This is a genomic window from Cupriavidus sp. 05L411 (assembly GCF_056398045.1).
This window is the reverse complement of sequence record NZ_JBFTOQ010000009.1, coordinates 54,538-70,727: the sequence shown is the minus strand read 5'-3', so window position 1 is coordinate 70,727 and position 16,190 is coordinate 54,538. Positions and strand designations below refer to the sequence as shown.

Below are 16,190 nucleotides of genomic sequence, written 5' to 3'. Positions count from 1 at the left end.
GCAAGTACTTCAACGCTTGAGCAGCGGGCATTGCGACTTGGCCACCGGCATGAAGGCCTGGTCGCCGGGCACCGTGGCCAGCAGCTTGTAGTAGTCCCATGGGTACTTCGATTCCGCCGGCGTCTTGACCTCGAACAGGTACATGTCGTGAATCATGCGGCCGTCTTCGCGGATACGGCCGTTCTTGGCGAAGAAGTCGTTGATCGGCATCGCCTTCATCTGCTTCATGACGGCAGCGGTTTCGTCGGTGCCCGCGGCCTGGATCGCCTTGAGGTAATGCATCACCGACGAATAGGTGCCGGCCTGGCTCATGTTCGGCATCTTCTTGAGCTTCTCGAAGTACCGGCGCGACCACGCGCGCGTGGCGTCGTTCATGTCCCAGTAGAAGCCTTCGGTCAGCAGCAGCCCGGATGCGGTCTTCAGGCCGATGGCGTGGATGTCGTTGATGTACAGCAGCAGTCCCGCCATGCGCTGGTTGCCACCTTTGGTCAGGCCGAATTCGCTGGCCGCCTTGATGGCGTTGACGGCATCGCCGCCGGCATTGGCCAGGCCCACCACCTGCGCCTTGCTGGCCTGGGCCTGCAGCAGGTAGGAAGCAAAATCGCTGGCGCCGATGGGATGGCGCGCCGCGCCGAGCACCTTGCCGCCGGTCTCGTTGATCACGGCGGTGGCGGACTCCTGCAGCGTGTGGCCGAAGGCATAGTCGGCGGTCAGGAAGAACCACGTCTTGCCGCCGCGCTGCACTACCGCGCGCGCTGTGGAATTGGCCAGCGCGTAGGTGTCATAGGCGTAATGCACCGAAACCGGCGTGCACAGGTCGTTGGTGATGCGCTCGGTGCCGGGGCCGGAGAACACCACGATCTTGTTCTTCTGCTTGGCGACCTCCAGCACCGCCAGCGCCGGTGCCGAGGCGGCCACGTCCAGGATGGCGTCGACGTGGCCCGTATCGAACCACTCGCGCGCCTTGCTGGCGGCGATGTCGGCCTTGTTCTGGTGATCGGCCACCACCAGCTCGATCTTCTTGCCCAGCACCTTGCCGCCAAAATCGTCGATGGCCATCTGCGCGGCGGTGGCGCTGCCGCGCCCGGTCACGTCGGCGTACAGGCCGCTCATGTCGAGGATCAGGCCGATCTTGACCTCGTCATCGGAAATGCCGGCCTTGGCCGGCTGCGCATTGGCCTGTCCTGCGCCGCACAGCAACGCGGCAGCGATGGCGAGCGCGCCCAGCGGGCGGCGCAGCAGCGAGTGGTTTCGGTTCATGGTGGTCTCCTCCAGCTTTGGTCTTGTTGACTTGCTTTCTTGTGGGTGCCTAGACGGTAGCGATCGGCGTGGTGGGCGAGCCCACCGCGCCCGGCAGCCGCAGCGGCGGCGCGGTCAGCATGAAGCGCGAGCGCTGGTTGGCACGCAGCCACTGCGCGAGCTCCTTCAGGTACCAGAGTTCGCCCAGCGGCAGGCCGAGCTTGAACAGGCAGTGATGGTGCAGCGGCAGCAGCGGATGATTCGGCTGGTCGGCCGGCGCGGGCCGCGCGGGATAGCGCTCCACCGCGTAGTTGTCGGCGATCAGCGCGGCGATGCCCGCATCGGTGATCCAGTTCAGCAGGCGGTCGTCGCGGCCGTCGAGCGCGCAACAGCTGTGATGCAGCACGGCTTCATCCGGCTCGCGCTGCATCGACAGCACCACTTCGGCAAAGCCCGTGCGCAGCAACAGCATGTCGCCGGGTTCCACCTCCACCCGGTCGGCCTCCAGCACGTGCATCAGGTCGTCGTAGCCCACGTTGCGGAAATCCTGGCCAAACGCGTTGGCCAGGTCCACCAGCACGCCGCGCCCCTGCATGCCCTTGACGGCGAAGTTCTCGATGCCGAGCGCGCGCGCCTCGCTGTGGTCGTGGCCGCAGGCGTGCGCGGCAAAATGATCGTCCTCCGCGTAGTCCACCGGGCCCACGATGTGCTCGTTGGCGCGATAGCCGTTGTAGTAGACCCGCTCCGGGCGGCCATCGCCATCCGCATCGAACAGCGCGCCCACGTGGGCGAGCGAGTCCCACTGCGTGGAGTACTGCAGCGATAGCAGCACCTGGTCGTCGCTGATCACGTCGGTGGCGCTTGGGTCGACCTTGGCCAGCGGGAAGTTCACATAAGGTATGTCGTCGCGGAAGGTGGGGCGCAGCACTGGCGGATGGCGGCGCGGGTTGAGCTTGTTGCCGCCGGGATAATCCAGCGGCAGCGACAGGCAGAACGACAGCCCGGCCTGTACCTCGCGCGCGCCCTTGCGCACCTGCTCGGCGCCGATCAGGTTGACGCGGCCAAGCTGGTCGTCGGGGCCGAAGTCGCCCCAGTTGGAACCTTGCGGTCGTTGCTTCCAGCGCATGCTGTCTGTCTCCGGTTACAGGTCGGTCGTGGTGGTTCGCCGCGTCTTGCGCGCAGTCGGGGTCTTGGTCGTTGGCGCGGCGCTGGCCAGGGTGGCGTTGCGCCGGCGTGCCGCCGCCGAGTTGGGCGCTGGCGGTGTCCAGGCGGCGCAAACGGCTTCGGCTTCGCGGCGCAGCGCGCGCGCGAGCGCCGGTTCGCGCTCCGTGATGCGCTCATTGAGCGCGGCGATGCTGATGGCGCCTAGCGGGTAGCCATCCGGGTCCGGCAACGCGATGGCGATGCCGCCCATGCGTTCCACCACCACATCCAGCAGTACCGCGTAGCCGCGCGCGCGGGTGGCCTCCACCTCGCGCAGCAGCATCGCCGCGCTGATGCGCGGATAGCGCTTGAGCGCGGGGGCAATGGCGTGCAAGGTGGCTTCCACCTCGGCATCGGGCAGTGCCGCCAGCAGCGCCAGGCTGCCCGCGCCGACCCCAAGCGGGCGCCGGCTGCCCACGTCGAGGTAGTTGGCGCGGATCGGGAAGGTGCCGGGGCGCAGTTCCAGGCAGACGGATTCCCAGCCGCTTGGCACGGACAGGATGGTGGTGTCCTCGAAGGCTTGGGCAAGCCGGATCAGCGCTGGCCGCACGCTGGCGCGCGGGTCGATGCGGCGCACGCTGGCCGCGCGCAGCGCCAGCCATTCGGGGCCCAGCGCGAATGCTTTGGTGTCGGGGTCGCGCTCGATAAAGCCCTCGGCCGCCAGCGTGTCCAGCAGGCGCAGCGCCGAGGCCTTGTCGACGCCGGCTGCCACGGCCAGGTCGGTCAGGCGCGTATTGCGCGCATCCGACAGCACGCGCAGCAGCCTGCAGGCCTTCTGGAGGGAGGTAGTCGGTACCGTCACGCGAGCGCACTCCGGAGTCGGCCGGTTTCGAAGAGTGAAACCGGTTCTGGGGTTATAGGCTTCCACGTGTGCCCCGTCATTCTGCACTGCATCAAAGTTTTGCCTGATGAAACTCATGGAAAGCCGCGCCAGTTGGGTGTTCGCGGCGGTTCCCGGAGCGTGAGCCGGGTTGCCATCCTGAAAAAACGGGTAGCCCGATTAGGCTCGCTCGTGCGACTTCCGCTATCCTTGGCGGCGATTCGCCGCGCCAGCACGGCTCGCGACACCCGATTTTTACCTGATGCGATCCCCACGTCCCCAAGGAAACACCATGGTTTGCCGAGCCCGCCGCCTTGCCGCCCTGCTCATCCTGAGCACTGCCGCAGCCGCCGCCCAGGCCGTGCCACCGGCCGCCGCAACCGCCGCAACCGCGGCGGCCCCCGCCAACGAACGCTTCCAGGTGGCGGGCCTGGAGAAGCCCGCCAGCATCCTGATCGACCGCTGGGGGGTGCCGCATATCTACGCCAACACGCTGTACGACGCCTTTTATGTACAAGGCTTCATGGCCGCGCGCGACCGCCTGTGGCAGATCGACTTGTGGCGCAAGCGTGGCCTGGGCGAGATGGCCAAGGACTTTGGGCCGGCCTATGTGGAAGGGGACCGCATGGCGCGCGCCGTGCTGTTCCGCGGCGACATGTACCGCGAGTGGCTGGCCTATGGCTCGGACGCCAAGCGCGTGGCGGAGGCGTTCGTGGCCGGCGTGAACGCCTATGTAGCGCAGACGGAGAGCAGGCCGGACTTGCTGCCGCCGGAATTTCGCCTGCTGAACTACAAGCCCGCGCGCTGGCGTGCGGAAGACATCGTGCGCATCCGCCATCACGGGCTCACGCTCAATTTCATGGGCGAGGTCAATCGCGCGCAGGTCTACTGCCAGGTCAAGCCCGATGCCGCCCGCACCGATTGGGTGCAGCGCGAGCTGGATCCGCCGATCCAGCCCAAGCTGCCGGACGGCCTCGACCCCTGCGCGCTGCCCACCGTCGAGCTGCGCCGCGCCTATGAGCTCGCCACCGCCGCGCCGCGCTTTCCGAAAGAGTGGTGGGCTTCGGCCAAGGCGGAAGGCATCCCGCACGAAGCGTTGTATGCGGTGCTTGACACCAACAGCGACACCGCGCGCAGCCTCGGCTCCAACAACTGGGTGATCTCGGGCTCGCGCACCAGCACCGGCCGGCCCATCCTTGCCAATGACCCGCACCGCGCGCACGGCGCGCCCAGCCTACGCTACATCAGCCACCTGAATGCGCCGGGGATGTCGGTGATCGGAGCCGGCGAGCCGTTCCTGCCGGGGATCTCGATCGGGCACAACGACAACATCGGTTTTGGCCTGACCCGCTTCTATATGGATCAGGAGGATCTCTACGTCTACGAGACCAACCCGGCGCAGCCGCACGAATACAAGTACCGCGGCCGTTGGGAACCGATGGAAACCGTGACTGAGGAGATCGCCGTCAAGGGCGAGGCCGCGCCGCGCAAGGTCAGCCTGGACTTTACCCGCCACGGCCCGGTGCTGGTCACGGATGCCAAGGGCAACCGCGCCTACGCGCTGCGCGCGGCCTGGCTGGACCTGGGCATGGCGCCGTACTTCGGCTCCATGGACTACATGCGCTCCCAGAACTGGGACCAGTTCCGCGCCGCGATGAACCGCTGGGGCGCCCCGGGCGAGAACCAGGTCTACGCCGACCGCGAAGGCAACATCGGCTGGATCCCCGGCGGCCTGACCGTCATCCGCCCCAACTGGGATGGCCTCACGCCAGTGCCGGGCGACGGCCGCTACGAGTGGGCGGGCTACCGCAACATGGACGAGCTGCCGTGGGCCTACAACCCGGCCGCCGGCTACGTGGTGACCGCCAACGAGAACAACATCCCGCCCAACCACCCCGCAGCCAAGATGGGCGTGGGCTACGAATGGAGCGACACGGCGCGCGCGCGGCGGCTCAAGAGCCTGGTGGCTGCGAACCCGCATTCCTCGGTGGCGGACAGCATGGCGTGGCAGAACGACACCACCTCGCTGCCGGCGCTGCGCGCGGTGGCGTTGCTGGCCAATGTACGCACCGAGGACGCCCAGGCGCGGCGGGGACTCGACCTGCTGCGCGGCTGGGATGGCAACGAGCGCGCCGACAGCGCGCCGGCGGCGTTGTTCGAAGTCTGGTTCAGCAAGTACCTGCGCCCGGCGGTGGTGCGCGCGGCGCTGTCGCCGGAAGGCGCCAGGCTTGCGGGCTACGGCGATGCCAGCCGCGTGCTGGCGGTGCTGGAAAAGCCCGAGCCGTGGATGCCGGTAGAGCGCCGCAACGAAGTCATCGTGGCTTCGCTCAAGAGCGCCATGGCGGAGGTGGAGCGCAAGCTCGGCCCGGACCCTAAAGCCTGGCAATGGGGCAAGCTGCACGCCGCGGTGTTCAATCATCCGCTCGACCCGCTGCTGGACAGCGCGGCGCGCCAGCGCTACGACGTCAACGCCGGGCCGATCGGCGGGTCTTCCTTCACGCCGATGAACACGAGCTACCGCAACAACGACTACCAGCTCACCGCGGGCGCGTCGTTCCGCATGGTGCTGGACGTGGGCAACTGGGATGCCTCGCGCGTGGTCAACGCACCCGGGCAATCCGGCAATCCCGCCAGCCCGCACTATCGCGACCTGGCGCAGATGTGGGCGAGGGGCGATTACTTCCCGCTGCTTTACACGCGCAAGGCGGTGGAGAAGGAGACGCGGGAGAAGGTGGAGCTGGTGCCGCAGTAAACCTGCGGCGGGCTCGTTCAGCTCGGGCCTGGCCGCAGGCATGTGGCACGCCGGCCCGCGCTATGACAAACTGGATGGCTATCATCAGCCCGAGCCACCATGGAAACGTTGGTCATTCGCCGAGCCGGCACCGAAGACGCAGCCGCCATCAGCGCGCTTGCCATGAGCGTCGCGCACTATTTCACGATCGAGGCGTCAGGGGCCGGCGCGGAGGATTTTCTCGCCAGTCTCTCGCCGGATGCGATAGCCGGCTATGTCACCAGTCCGCGCTTCCGCTATCTGGTTGCCTACCGCGCCGAGCAGCTCGCCGGCATCCTTGCGATGCGTGATGTCAGCCACCTCTTTCACCTGTTCGTCGCTCCACAGATGCATCGGAGCGGCGTTGCCGGAGCCCTCTGGCAAACCGCCAGCCAGGCCGCGATCGCCGCCGGCGAGGTGCGTGCATTCACCGTCAATTCGAGCCCGTTCGCAACCGTGGTGTACGAGCGCTTCGGCTTCCGGGCCATCGGCCCTCGCGCACAGACAAAGGGCATCGCCTATGTGCCGATGCGCCTGGCGCTCGAGGACGCCAGGGGCTAGCCCACGTACCAGAGAATGCTGACAAACTGGCAGGCGCTGCCGGCCAGCACGAACAGGTGCCAGATGCCGTGGAAGTGCCGCACCTTCTCGTCGAACAGGAAGAACCCGATGCCGGCCGTATAGAGCGCGCCGCCCGCCACCAGCCAGTACAGGCCGGCGGCCGGCAGCGCCGCCACCAGCGGGCCAAAGGCAAACAGCACCAGCCAGCCCATCAGTACATAGATCAGCAGCGAGAACACGCGCGTGCGGTGGCCAATCAACAGCTCCTGCGCGATGCCGATCACCGCCAGTCCCCAGTTCACCCCGAACAGCGTCCAGCCCCACGGCCCGCGCAGCGTGACCAGCGCGAAGGGCGTATAGCTGCCGGCGATCAGCAGGTAGATGGCGCAGTAATCGAGCCGCCGCAGGATGTCCTTGGGGCGGCCGCGCAGGCTGTGATAGAGCGTGGAGATGGTGTAGAGGAAGACCAGCGTGGCGCCGTAGACGATGGAGCTGACGACCTTCCAGGCGTCGTGGTAAAGGGCAGAGCTGGTGATAAGGACTGCTGTGCCGGCCGCGGCCAGGACGGCGCCCGCCAGATGGCTGTAGCCGTTGAAACGTTCTCCACGGTACATGTTGTTCATTCTCCTGTAGTGGTCGCTGGTTGGGGCGATTGCAGGGGGCTTTGTTGCGGTGCGTGATCGGGGTATTTTTGCATGGATTTCGAGGGGGCGTGGAAAGTGGGCCGCCGGGGCCTGCCGATGGGGCTCCCCGGGATGGCATAACCATCTGCAAAACCATTCGTTCCCGGCCTGGGTTCCCACCGCTATCGTCTCGCCATCCAACCCTTAGCGAGACTCCCCATGCGTATCCCTTCGCCGCTGTTCAAGGCTGCCCTGATGCTGCTCACCGGCCTCACCGTGCTCGCTTCGAGCCCCGCCATGGCGGACCGCCTGGATGACATCAAGAAGGCTGGCGTGCTGCGCGTGGGCGTGTTCGACGCGAACCCGCCGTTCGGCTTTGTCGAGGCCGGCAGTACCACCCCTGTTGGCCTCGACGTGGACTACGCGGCCGAGATCGCCAAGCGGCTGGGTGTCAAGCCTGAGTTCCGCGCGACCAACCCGGCTAACCGCATTGCCCTGCTGGCATCGCAGAAGGTGGACATCGTTGCCGCCAATTTCACCATCACCGATGAGCGCCGCCAGCAGATCGGCTTCTCCACGCCGTACTTCGCCAGCGGCTTGCAGTTCATCGCCAGGAAGGGTGCGCTCAAGCAGCCGGACGACCTGAAGGCCTGGCGCCTCGGCGTGGACAAAGGCACCACGCAGGAGACCACGCTGCGGCAGAAGTATCCGGACGCGCGCGTGATTGCATATGACGATTCCCCGCTGGCGCTGACCGCGCTGCGCAGCGGCGCGATCCAGGCGTTTGCGCAGGATGGCGCCAAGCTGGGTGCGTTGCTGGCGACGTTGCCCAACAAGGATCAGTTCGAGATTTCGTCGTTCACGCTGACGCGTGAGTACATGGGCGTGGGCGTTCCCAAGGGCGAGGACCGGCTGACCGCGGAGATCGATCGCATCCTGGCGGAGCTGGAGAAGAACGGCACGGCGGCGCGCATCTACGACAAGTGGTTCGGGCCGAAGAGCACGGCGCCGCTGGCGCGGGATTTCACGATTGGCAGCGCGCTGAAGTGAGGATGGCTTTCTTCTTTCCCGGCAAGGGCTAGCCATGCAGGGACCAGCGATCCTGCTGCAGTCGCTGCCGGCAAAGTACGTCGGCTGGATCGCAGCCGGCTTCGGCCTGACCGTGGCGCTGTCAGTGGCGGTGTTTGTGCTTGGCTGCGCGATTGCCGCCGGCTGGCTGGTGCTCGCGCGTAGCCCGATCATGCCGCTGCGCCTGGCGGCGCGCGGCGCGGTTGGCTTCCTGCGCCGCACGCCGTTGCTGGTGCAGTTGTTCTTCTGGTATTTCGGCGCGGCGCAGTTGCTGGGCGAGGGCGCTATCGGCGCGCTGTATGACTGGCAGGGATGGCGCATCGGCGGCTTGCACGTGCCCGCGCCTTCGCTGGAGGCGCTTGCGAGCCTGGCCGGCATCGGCCTTTACGCCAGTGCTTTTTATGCGCGCGAGCTCGAGGCGGGACTTGCCAATGTGCCGGCGAGCCAGGGCGCGGCGGCGCTGGCGCTGGGCTTTACGCCCGCGGCCGCATTCTGGCGCGTGGTGCTGCCGCAGGCGCTGCGCGTTGCTGCGCGGCCGATGGTGGGGCAGTTCTGCCAGACCATCAAGAACACATCGCTGGCGATGGCGATCGGCTTTGCGGAGATGTCCTACACCGCCCGGCAAGTGGAAACCGACAGCCTGGTGACCTTCCAGGCCTTCGGCCTGGCCACGCTGCTTTACGTCGCGCTGATCCTGCTGTTGCAGGCGGCGGCGCCGGTGCTGCTGCGCCGCCTGGGGTGGACGGAGGCCGCGCGTGCCTGATGCCGATCTCTCCGGTTGGGCCGTCGTGCTCAGGCAGTTGCCCTACCTGTTGGCCGGCACGTTCCCCAACGGTCCCCTGGCGGGTGCCGCGCTGACTTTGTGGATGGCGCTGCTGGCCTGCGCGGGCGCCACCGTGCTGGGCATTGGCGTTGCCGTGATGCTTGACCTGGCGCCGGCACCGATTGCGCGTGCCGTGCGCGCGTTGCTGGCCTGCCTGCGCGCGATTCCCGTGCTGATGCTGATCTTCTGGGCTTACTTCCTGCTGCCGATGCTGGCGGGCGTTCACGTGGGCGAGGTGCAGACCGTGGTGCTGGCGCTCGCGCTGATTGGCGCGGCCTACATCGCGCAGGTCATGGCGGCGGGCTTCGACGCGATCGGGCGCGGCCAGCGCAATGCGGCGCTGGCGCTCGGCATGACGCCGTTGCAGGCACTCTGGCAGGTGGTGCTGCCGCAGACGCTGCGCACCATGCTGCCGTCGCTGGGCAATGTGTGGGTGTCGCTGGCCAAGGATACGTCGCTGGCTTATATCGTGGGCGTGGTGGAGTTGTCGACCGTGGCAACGCAGGTCAACGGGCGCAGCGTGGGCTATGCGGCGCAGGTGTTCCTTGCCGTCGCGTTGCTCTACTTCCTGATTTGCCTGGCGATCGAGAGTGTGGCGGCGCTGGCCTGCCGTGTGACGCAGCGGCAGGCCGCCGTCTCCGCGCGGCGGGGCCGGCCCGAGGCGCATGCGCTTCCACCTGTCCGGTCCAAGGCCCGGGGCCGGCATGTAGCGATCGGGCCCCGCTAGCTGCGGTGCGCTTCATCGTGCCGGTGTTACGTCCGCGCTTTGCGCCACGGCGGCCGTGTGCTCCGACCATCCTCCACCAAGCGCCTTGTACAGCGCGACACGGCTGGTCAGGCGGGCCAACCGGATGGTGGCCAGGGTTTGCTGCGCGGTATAGAGCTGGCGCTGGGCATCGAAGACCGCAAAATAGTCGTCCACGCCGTTCTTGAACCGCATCTCCGACAGGCGCTGGGTTTCGCTGGCTTCCTTGACCAGGGTTTCCTGCGCGGCGGCCTCCCGGTCATAGGTCCCGCGCGCGGCCAGGCCGTCTGCCACTTCGCGAAAGGCCGTCTGGATCGTCTTTTCGTAGGCGGCAATATTGATGTCCTTCTGCACCTTGGAGGCATCGAGCCTGGCCTGGTTGTTGCCGGCATTGAAGATCGGCAGGGTGATCTGCGGCGCGAAGGTCCACGCGCCCATGCCTGCGGAGAATAGCCCGGCCAGATTGGTGCTGGCCGAGCCAACCGCGCCGGTCAGCGAGATGGTCGGGAAGAAGGCCGCCCGCGCGGCGCCGATGTCGGCGTTGGAGGCTTTCAGGCGGTGCTCGGCGGCCATGATGTCGGGCCTTTGCTGCAGCAACGCCGAGGGTAGGCCGGCAGGCAGCTCGGCAACGAGGCTTGTTGACTCGAAGGGCTCGGGCGGTGGCAGGTCTTGCGGCAGCGGGCCGCCGATCAGCAGGCTGATGGCATTCTCGTCCTGCGCGACCTGCCGCGTGTATTGCTCCACGCCCACGCGCGCGGTCTGCACCTGGGTCTCGGCGCGGTGCAGGTCCAGCTGTGCCATGGCGCCCGCGCGCTTGCTGCGCCCGATCATCTCGGCGGCAGCTTGCTGGCTCTTCAGCGTGTCCTCCGAGATTTGCAGCAGCACCTGGTCGGCGCGCCAGGTCAGGTAGGCGCTGGCGACTTCCGCGACCAGGCTGATATGGGCGCTGCGGCGCGCTTCCTCCGTGGCGAGATATTGTTCGAGTGCCTCGTGCTTGAGGCTGCGCACGCGTCCGAAGAAGTCCAGCTCGAACGCGTTGAAGCCCACGCCTGCGCTGTATTGCGTGATGACCGCCGGCTGCCCGGGTGCGCGCAGTTCGCTGGGCACGCGCTGGCTGAGCACGCCCGCGCTGGCACCGATCGCGGGGAACTGCGCGGCGCGCTGGATACGGTACTGGGCGCGTGCCTGTTCAATGGCGAGCGTGGCGACGCGCAGATCGCGGTTGTTGGCCAGCGCCAGTTCGATCAGGCGCCGCAGGCGCGCATCGACGAAGAAGTCCTGCCAGCCCAGGTCGGCCGCCGCTGTGCTGGTTTCGGCCGCTGCCGGCGTGCCGGCAGCGTATGCCGGGCCGGTGGGCCAGGCCTCTGGCACTGGTTGCGCGGGGCGCTGGTATGTTGGCTCGAGGGTGCATGCGGCCAGCGCAAGCGGCAGGGCCATGCCGAGAATGCGCAGCATAGGGGCGAGAGTCTTGTGCATGGGATTCATCCGGAAAAGGCGCGCCACACGAGCCGCGAAATGGCCAGCCGGGGATTGCCCTGGCTGGCGACGTTGTGGGTGGGCTCGCTGAAGAGCAGCCGTATCAAGCGGTGGCGCGTCGCCATGTCCAGATGCAGGGCGAGCCCGAGCAGCTTGCCCTGGCGGCGCGCGATCCGGCACGGCACCCAGCCGGTCGCCTCCATCCAGACCGCGCCCTCGGCGCCGACCGGAATCGCCGCCGCCATCGCGCTGGTAATGGCGACGCCATTGCAGGACAGGTTCACGGTAGTGGCGGTGTACTCGTGCCCGCCGCAAGCTGCCTTGCCGTTGATCCGCAGCAGGGCTCGTTCCCGGTAGGGGAAGCGTTCCTCCTTGCGCGGCCGTGGCAGTTCCACGCAGACCAGCAGCGAGGTAAGGTAGAGCACCATCGACACGGCGGTCCACGCGATGTTGAAGACGAGTCCCGAGGCTGCCGCGTCGGCGGCCACCGCGCGCGCCAGGCCCATGCCCGAGAGCAAGATCAGGCAGCCGTAGAGCGTGGCGAACTTCCCGTGGATCACCAGCTTGCTGCGATCCAGCCCCTTGTTGGTGACCTTGAAAGGACGCCCGAACGGCTTGAAGAACGCGCTGATCAGCGTCGCGCTGACCGCCAGCGCGGATACGATCTGCGTGACTTCAGTAAAGATGGGCAGTGCGCGCGAGCCGGTTACCCAGATGCTGTAGGCCCAGTAAAGCAGCAGCGCCGGCACGCCATAGGCAAGGAACTGCATCGGTTCGCCGTACAGCGTCGGCACGTCGAAGTACCAATACAACAGTGGCCCGGCCAGCAGCATGAGCGTGAAAGGGCGGCTCAGCCAGTGCAGCAGGCCGTGCACGTAATGCACGCGCTGGCCCAGTGTGTAGCCGCGTCCTCGCAGCGGCCCGTCGGCCGTGAGCGCTACCTGGATCGTGCCCAGTCCCCACCGGCTGCGCTGGCTGATGTACTCGGGCAGGCCTTCGGCGGACAGGCCCACGCTCAAGCGTTCGTTGAGCCAGCGCGTGACATAGCCGTGGGGCATCAGGCGATACGTCAGGTGGATATCCTCCGTGACCGTGCCGGTTGGGAAGCCGCCGATCAAGCTGAGCGCCTCGCGCCTGACCACGAAGGACGTACCGATGCAAAAGGCGGTGCCCCAGGCGTCCTTGGCGGGCTGCATCACATCGAAGAAGGCGCGCTGCTCGTCGACCCAGCATTCGGTCGAGCGCAGGTTGTACTGGATCGGGTCCGCGTTGTAGTAGAACTGCGGCGTCTGCACTACGCCGACCTTGGGGTCGGCGAACAGGCCGATGGTACGCATGAGGATGTTCTTGTTCGGGGCGAAGTCGGCATCGAGCACCATGATGTAGGGTGCGCCGCCGCCATGCTCCGCACGGGCGCTATGCTGCAGGCCATTGTTGAGGTTGCCCGCCTTGGCATGCGTGTTGTCGGGACGCGTGACGTAGTTGGCGCCGACCTGCGCGCAGAACGCCTTCAGCCAGTCGCGCCGGGTGTCGTCGAGTACCCACACGCGAAAATCCGGATAGTCGATCGCTAGCGCGGCAACAATGGTCTTCTCCAGTATTTCCAGTCCTTCGTTGTAGGTTGCGATGAAGATATCGACGCGGGGCACCGAGCGGCTGCGCCGCAGCGCTGCCTCGCCTGCATCGGCCGCCGGCGCATGGTTGCTGCCGCGCGTCAGCGTGACGATGGAGATCACGGTGTACGCGATCGTCATGATCTCGAACCCGAAGAAGGCATGCGCCCACAGGCTCGGGAAGGTCATTTGCCATTCGGGCAGCGTCTGGGTCCAGCGCCAGGCGAGGTAGACGAGCAGCAGGGTCGCGGTGATGGCACCAAACACGCAACGATCAGAGTCCCGGGCGCGGTCTCCCCGCATGCAAAGCCAGGCGAGCAGCAGTGTGGCGGCGTTGATGACGAGCAGCGCCCTGCCATCGAGGAAGAATGCAAACATCGTTACTCCTTGGACGGCGGGGCGGAAATGGCGCTGGTGCAAGCGGCATCGACACATCCGGAAGGACGGAAGGGGTTCCAGCCTGCGGCGGCCAGCACCGCCCATGCGGTCGCGCCGAGGTGGGGCAGGTGGTAGTAGTAGAAGTCCTCCGTGGTGGAGGTCGGCCCGATCGAGAGGCCGGTGCGGATGCGTTGTTCCGGCGTGGCGTAAAGCAGGCCGGAGGGCGCGCGCTGTGACAGCAGCAGTGGCCAGAGCGATGAGGCATCCTGCGCGCGACTGCTGGCGCGCAGCACCAGCGCGGCCTGGCCGGTGCCTTCGGTCCAGACGCCGTCGGGGTTGCCGTTGAAGCCGTAGCCGCCCTTGATGCCATGGCGCTCGCGGGTCCAGTCCAGCCCCCTGCGCCAGTCCGCGGGCGCATCTGGCACGGCGATCAGCGGCCATAGCACCGCATCGAGGGCGGAGGGGCCGCTATTGAGCGAGCGGCCATCGTCGCGCGTGCCGATCACGAAGCGGCCTTCGCGCGGCTGCCACATCGCCTCGACGAAGCCGCGCGCGCGCCGCGCCGCCACCGGCCAGCGCGGATCGTTGCTGAGGCGGGCCAGCCAGCTGAACGCGGCATAGGCATCGACGTTGTGCTCGGTGGATTTCCAGGACTGGCGGGTGGGGCTGGGTTCCTCGCCGAAGTAGCCGCCGATGAAGCCGCCCGGGGGGCCGGCATCGAAGAGCGTGGCATCGACCCAGCCCATCAGCGCCGCGGCACTGTCGAGATAGCGGCGTTCGTGGGTGCTGTCGTAGACGGCCAGCAGCATCAGCGCGGCCCACGCCACATTGCCCGTGGCGGTGCCGGCCTGGTACGCGTCCTCGAACCAGCGCTGGCTCGGCGTGTCCCACCAGCCGGGCAGGGGCGCGGGACCCGCCGGCAGCGCACCGGCGCGGTAGGCATTGCGCAGCCGGTTATCGTGGTAGTGACGATCACGCGCGCTGGCAGCAACCATGGCGTCCGCTATGCGGCGCGCATCGCCAACGCGGCGGCAGGCCACCAGCGCGATGCCGGCGAGCGCGTTGTCATAGACGAACGCCGTTTGCTGCAAGGCGGGTGCGAGCGGACCCTGCCCCGGTGCAGGCTCATAGCTGCCGAGCATCACCGGGCCCTGGCCGGGCACCGCCGCGACCCGCGCGGAAATGGCCTGGCAGGCGCCTGCCAGCAACTGTTCGCGCGCTTGCGCTGGGGGCGCCTGGGCGGCGGCGGGCGGCGCCAGGATCGTGGCCAGGCTGGTCATGCCGGCCAGCAGCGGCGGCAGCACTCGGCGGCGTAAGGTGAGTAAAGTGGATAAGGTGGGTAAGGTCCGGTTCATGGCGATCTCCTGCCTTGCGTCGGATTCGCTGCCGTCAGATCAGCGTGCGCATGTGGCCCCACCAGGGCTGGTCGAGGCTGACCTTGGCCCAGCGGCCCAGCGCACAGTGATCCGCCGCCGCGCCGGCGCTCTGCTGGGGCAACGCCGGCAAGGGCTTGTCCAGTTTGGCGATCAGGTAGATCTCGTTCTTCTCGATGGGCGGGAACGGCACGAAGTAGCGCGCCTGCTCGCCATCGGGCGCGCGCGGCAGGATCTCGGCGACCTTGCCGGCCAACGGCGCGGCCACGCCGTCCACGCGCACCGTCACCTTGGTGCCGGGCAACAGGTCGTTGCTGAGGCTGCGGGGGAACACCGCCACCACCCGGGGTTGCGCGCAATTGGTACTGCGCAGCAAGGTCGCGCCGGCCGCGACGCGCGTGCCGGGCGGTGCCAGCACGTCCTGGACCATGCCGGAATCGTAGGCCTTGATATCCAGGTTAGACATGCGTTGGACGCGCTGCTCTTCCTGCGCGATCAGGGAGTCAACCGACTTGCCATACTGCTCAAGCTGGGTCAGCTCCGCTTTGAGCTGGGTGATCTCCGCGCTCAGTTCGTCGTGCCGCTGCGCCAGCGTGGAGACCGCGCCATCGGTGCTGGAGAGGTACACCTTGCCCTTGGCCGCCTGGCTGTTGCTGAGCGCGTTGTCGAGCTCGGCGCGGATCGCTTCCTTGGAGTTCGACAGGATCGACAACTGGTAGCGGGAGGCGTTTGTATAGGCCTCGCTGACCGCGCCCGCCCATTGCATGGCCTGGTTGCGGTTCACCACGTCTTCCTGTTGGTCCACCTGTTCCTTGGCCATTGCCATGCGGGCCTGGATGCCGCGGATCTTGGCGGCGTGCTCGGCTTGTGCGGCTGCCTGGTATTTCTTGGTCTCCTGGTCGGTTGCATCAAGGCGGGCCTGATCGCCTTCGAGCTTGGCTTTGGCCGCATCGTAGCGTTGCTGGTTGTCCAGCTTCTTGCCCGTCAGTTCCACCAGCAAGGCGCGGTCGATATTCTGGTTCTGCACGCTCATCAGCGTGTCTCCCGGTGCAAATGAGGCGCCCACCGAAATCCGCTGGCCCGCCACCACGCCTTCGACCGGCGTGGTGACCAGGTTGACCGGTCCATCGACCACTGCGCGTTCCGACGAGCGCGTAAACACTGGGGGGAACATCACGGCCAAGATCACCCAGACGATAAAGGCGGCTACGCCGTAACTGGTCAGGCGAGGCACCACATGCCAGAGGGGGCGTTTGCTCAGCTCGCGGCTGCCTCTCGCAGGCGCCAGATGGTCTGTGCGCAAGTCCGGCAGGTGCGTGGCCGGGGGACGGCTTTGTTCGATTTTGTCGCTCATGGCATCCTCACTGGCAAGTTTGCGCGATCGGGTTCGCAAAACGAGCGGCAAGCCGTTGGCACCGGGCGTGTCGGCAAGACGCACGTTCCCTGTAAAGCAAGTCCCCCAATTTTTCTTCCGCGATGCGTTGTTTCACGGCCCAGC

General features: G+C 67.3%; 13 protein-coding genes. 5 read left to right on the top strand and 8 right to left on the bottom strand.

The window, feature by feature from the left end:
• Nucleotides 1–9: 9 nt before the first annotated feature.
• From AC1DQR_RS13170 to AC1DQR_RS13160, 3 genes are read right to left on the bottom strand one after another with little or no spacing between them, the layout of a single operon-like run.
• Complete coding sequence (locus tag AC1DQR_RS13170) at nucleotides 10–1,260, bottom strand: ABC transporter substrate-binding protein (RefSeq protein WP_183030924.1); 1,251 nt, start codon at nucleotides 1,258–1,260, stop codon at nucleotides 10–12.
• A gap of 49 nt (nucleotides 1,261–1,309) precedes the next feature.
• A complete protein-coding gene (locus AC1DQR_RS13165; protein ID WP_150985130.1) occupies nucleotides 1,310–2,365 on the bottom strand; it encodes a cyclase family protein in 1,056 nt (351 codons plus the stop codon).
• A 15-nt stretch (nucleotides 2,366–2,380) separates the two neighbouring features.
• A complete protein-coding gene (locus tag AC1DQR_RS13160) occupies nucleotides 2,381–3,244 on the bottom strand; it encodes an IclR family transcriptional regulator (RefSeq protein ID WP_416051365.1) in 864 nt (287 codons plus the stop codon).
• Between the two features lie 310 nt (nucleotides 3,245–3,554).
• Between AC1DQR_RS13160 and AC1DQR_RS13155 the strand changes: the two genes are divergently transcribed.
• Together AC1DQR_RS13155 and AC1DQR_RS13150 are read left to right on the top strand one after the other, a co-directional pair.
• Complete coding sequence (locus AC1DQR_RS13155; protein WP_416051366.1) at nucleotides 3,555–6,014, top strand: penicillin acylase family protein; 2,460 nt, start codon at nucleotides 3,555–3,557, stop codon at nucleotides 6,012–6,014.
• A gap of 99 nt (nucleotides 6,015–6,113) precedes the next feature.
• On the top strand, nucleotides 6,114–6,593 hold the full coding sequence (locus AC1DQR_RS13150) for a GNAT family N-acetyltransferase (RefSeq protein ID WP_416051367.1): 480 nt from the start codon (nucleotides 6,114–6,116) through the stop codon (nucleotides 6,591–6,593).
• On the opposite strand, the gene trhA is transcribed toward AC1DQR_RS13150, so the two are convergent.
• On the bottom strand, nucleotides 6,590–7,207 hold the full coding sequence (gene trhA / locus AC1DQR_RS13145) for a PAQR family membrane homeostasis protein TrhA (RefSeq protein WP_253929680.1): 618 nt from the start codon (nucleotides 7,205–7,207) through the stop codon (nucleotides 6,590–6,592). The genes AC1DQR_RS13150 and trhA overlap by 4 nt on opposite strands.
• A gap of 264 nt (nucleotides 7,208–7,471) precedes the next feature.
• On the opposite strand from trhA, the gene AC1DQR_RS13140 reads away from it, so the two are divergent.
• Genes AC1DQR_RS13140 through AC1DQR_RS13130 form a run of 3 tightly spaced genes read left to right on the top strand, consistent with a single transcriptional unit; the run spans nucleotide 7,472 to nucleotide 9,834 of the window.
• The gene (locus AC1DQR_RS13140) at nucleotides 7,472–8,266 is read left to right on the top strand and encodes an ABC transporter substrate-binding protein (protein ID WP_416053344.1); all 795 of its coding nucleotides are present in this window, start codon (nucleotides 7,472–7,474) and stop codon (nucleotides 8,264–8,266) included.
• Between the two features lie 34 nt (nucleotides 8,267–8,300).
• Nucleotides 8,301–9,047: an amino acid ABC transporter permease gene (locus tag AC1DQR_RS13135; protein ID WP_477133125.1), complete on the top strand. Its 747-nt coding sequence runs from the start codon at nucleotides 8,301–8,303 to the stop codon at nucleotides 9,045–9,047.
• Complete coding sequence (locus AC1DQR_RS13130; protein WP_477133124.1) at nucleotides 9,040–9,834, top strand: amino acid ABC transporter permease; 795 nt, start codon at nucleotides 9,040–9,042, stop codon at nucleotides 9,832–9,834. Before AC1DQR_RS13135 ends, AC1DQR_RS13130 begins: the two co-directional genes overlap by 8 nt.
• 12 nt (nucleotides 9,835–9,846) lie before the next feature.
• Here the strand turns inward: AC1DQR_RS13130 and AC1DQR_RS13125 are convergent, their stop codons facing one another.
• The 4 genes from AC1DQR_RS13125 to AC1DQR_RS13110 all read right to left on the bottom strand — a co-directional run bounded on the left by AC1DQR_RS13125 (nucleotide 9,847) and on the right by AC1DQR_RS13110 (nucleotide 16,046).
• A complete protein-coding gene (locus AC1DQR_RS13125) occupies nucleotides 9,847–11,328 on the bottom strand; it encodes an efflux transporter outer membrane subunit (protein ID WP_477133123.1) in 1,482 nt (493 codons plus the stop codon).
• Nucleotides 11,329–11,333: 5 nt separating this feature from the next.
• On the bottom strand, nucleotides 11,334–13,319 hold the full coding sequence (locus AC1DQR_RS13120; protein WP_416051371.1) for a glycosyltransferase family 2 protein: 1,986 nt from the start codon (nucleotides 13,317–13,319) through the stop codon (nucleotides 11,334–11,336).
• Between the two features lie 2 nt (nucleotides 13,320–13,321).
• Nucleotides 13,322–14,599: a YyaL domain-containing protein gene (locus tag AC1DQR_RS13115; RefSeq protein ID WP_416053345.1), complete on the bottom strand. Its 1,278-nt coding sequence runs from the start codon at nucleotides 14,597–14,599 to the stop codon at nucleotides 13,322–13,324.
• A gap of 109 nt (nucleotides 14,600–14,708) precedes the next feature.
• Nucleotides 14,709–16,046 carry an HlyD family secretion protein gene (locus AC1DQR_RS13110; protein WP_416051372.1) on the bottom strand — a complete coding sequence of 446 codons (1,338 nt, stop codon included), beginning with the start codon at nucleotides 16,044–16,046 and terminating at the stop codon, nucleotides 14,709–14,711.
• Between the last annotated feature and the right edge of the window lie 144 nt (nucleotides 16,047–16,190).

Excerpts from the sequence above, each read along its gene's own strand:
- AC1DQR_RS13140 (WP_416053344.1), top strand. The coding sequence starts at position 7,472 with ATGCTGCTCACCGGCCTCACCGTGCTCGCTTCGAGCCCCGCCATGGCG.
- AC1DQR_RS13120 (WP_416051371.1), bottom strand. The coding sequence starts at position 13,319 with ATGTTTGCATTCTTCCTCGATGGCAGGGCGCTGCTCGTCATCAACGCC.
- AC1DQR_RS13165 (WP_150985130.1), bottom strand. The coding sequence starts at position 2,365 with ATGCGCTGGAAGCAACGACCGCAAGGTTCCAACTGGGGCGACTTCGGC.
- AC1DQR_RS13110 (WP_416051372.1), bottom strand. The coding sequence starts at position 16,046 with ATGAGCGACAAAATCGAACAAAGCCGTCCCCCGGCCACGCACCTGCCG.
- AC1DQR_RS13125 (WP_477133123.1), bottom strand. The coding sequence starts at position 11,328 with ATGCACAAGACTCTCGCCCCTATGCTGCGCATTCTCGGCATGGCCCTG.
- AC1DQR_RS13135 (WP_477133125.1), top strand. The coding sequence starts at position 8,301 with ATGCAGGGACCAGCGATCCTGCTGCAGTCGCTGCCGGCAAAGTACGTC.
- AC1DQR_RS13170 (WP_183030924.1), bottom strand. The coding sequence starts at position 1,260 with ATGAACCGAAACCACTCGCTGCTGCGCCGCCCGCTGGGCGCGCTCGCC.
- AC1DQR_RS13115 (WP_416053345.1), bottom strand. The coding sequence starts at position 14,599 with ATGACCAGCCTGGCCACGATCCTGGCGCCGCCCGCCGCCGCCCAGGCG.
- AC1DQR_RS13155 (WP_416051366.1), top strand. The coding sequence starts at position 3,555 with ATGGTTTGCCGAGCCCGCCGCCTTGCCGCCCTGCTCATCCTGAGCACT.
- trhA (WP_253929680.1), bottom strand. The coding sequence starts at position 7,207 with ATGTACCGTGGAGAACGTTTCAACGGCTACAGCCATCTGGCGGGCGCC.
- AC1DQR_RS13150 (WP_416051367.1), top strand. The coding sequence starts at position 6,114 with ATGGAAACGTTGGTCATTCGCCGAGCCGGCACCGAAGACGCAGCCGCC.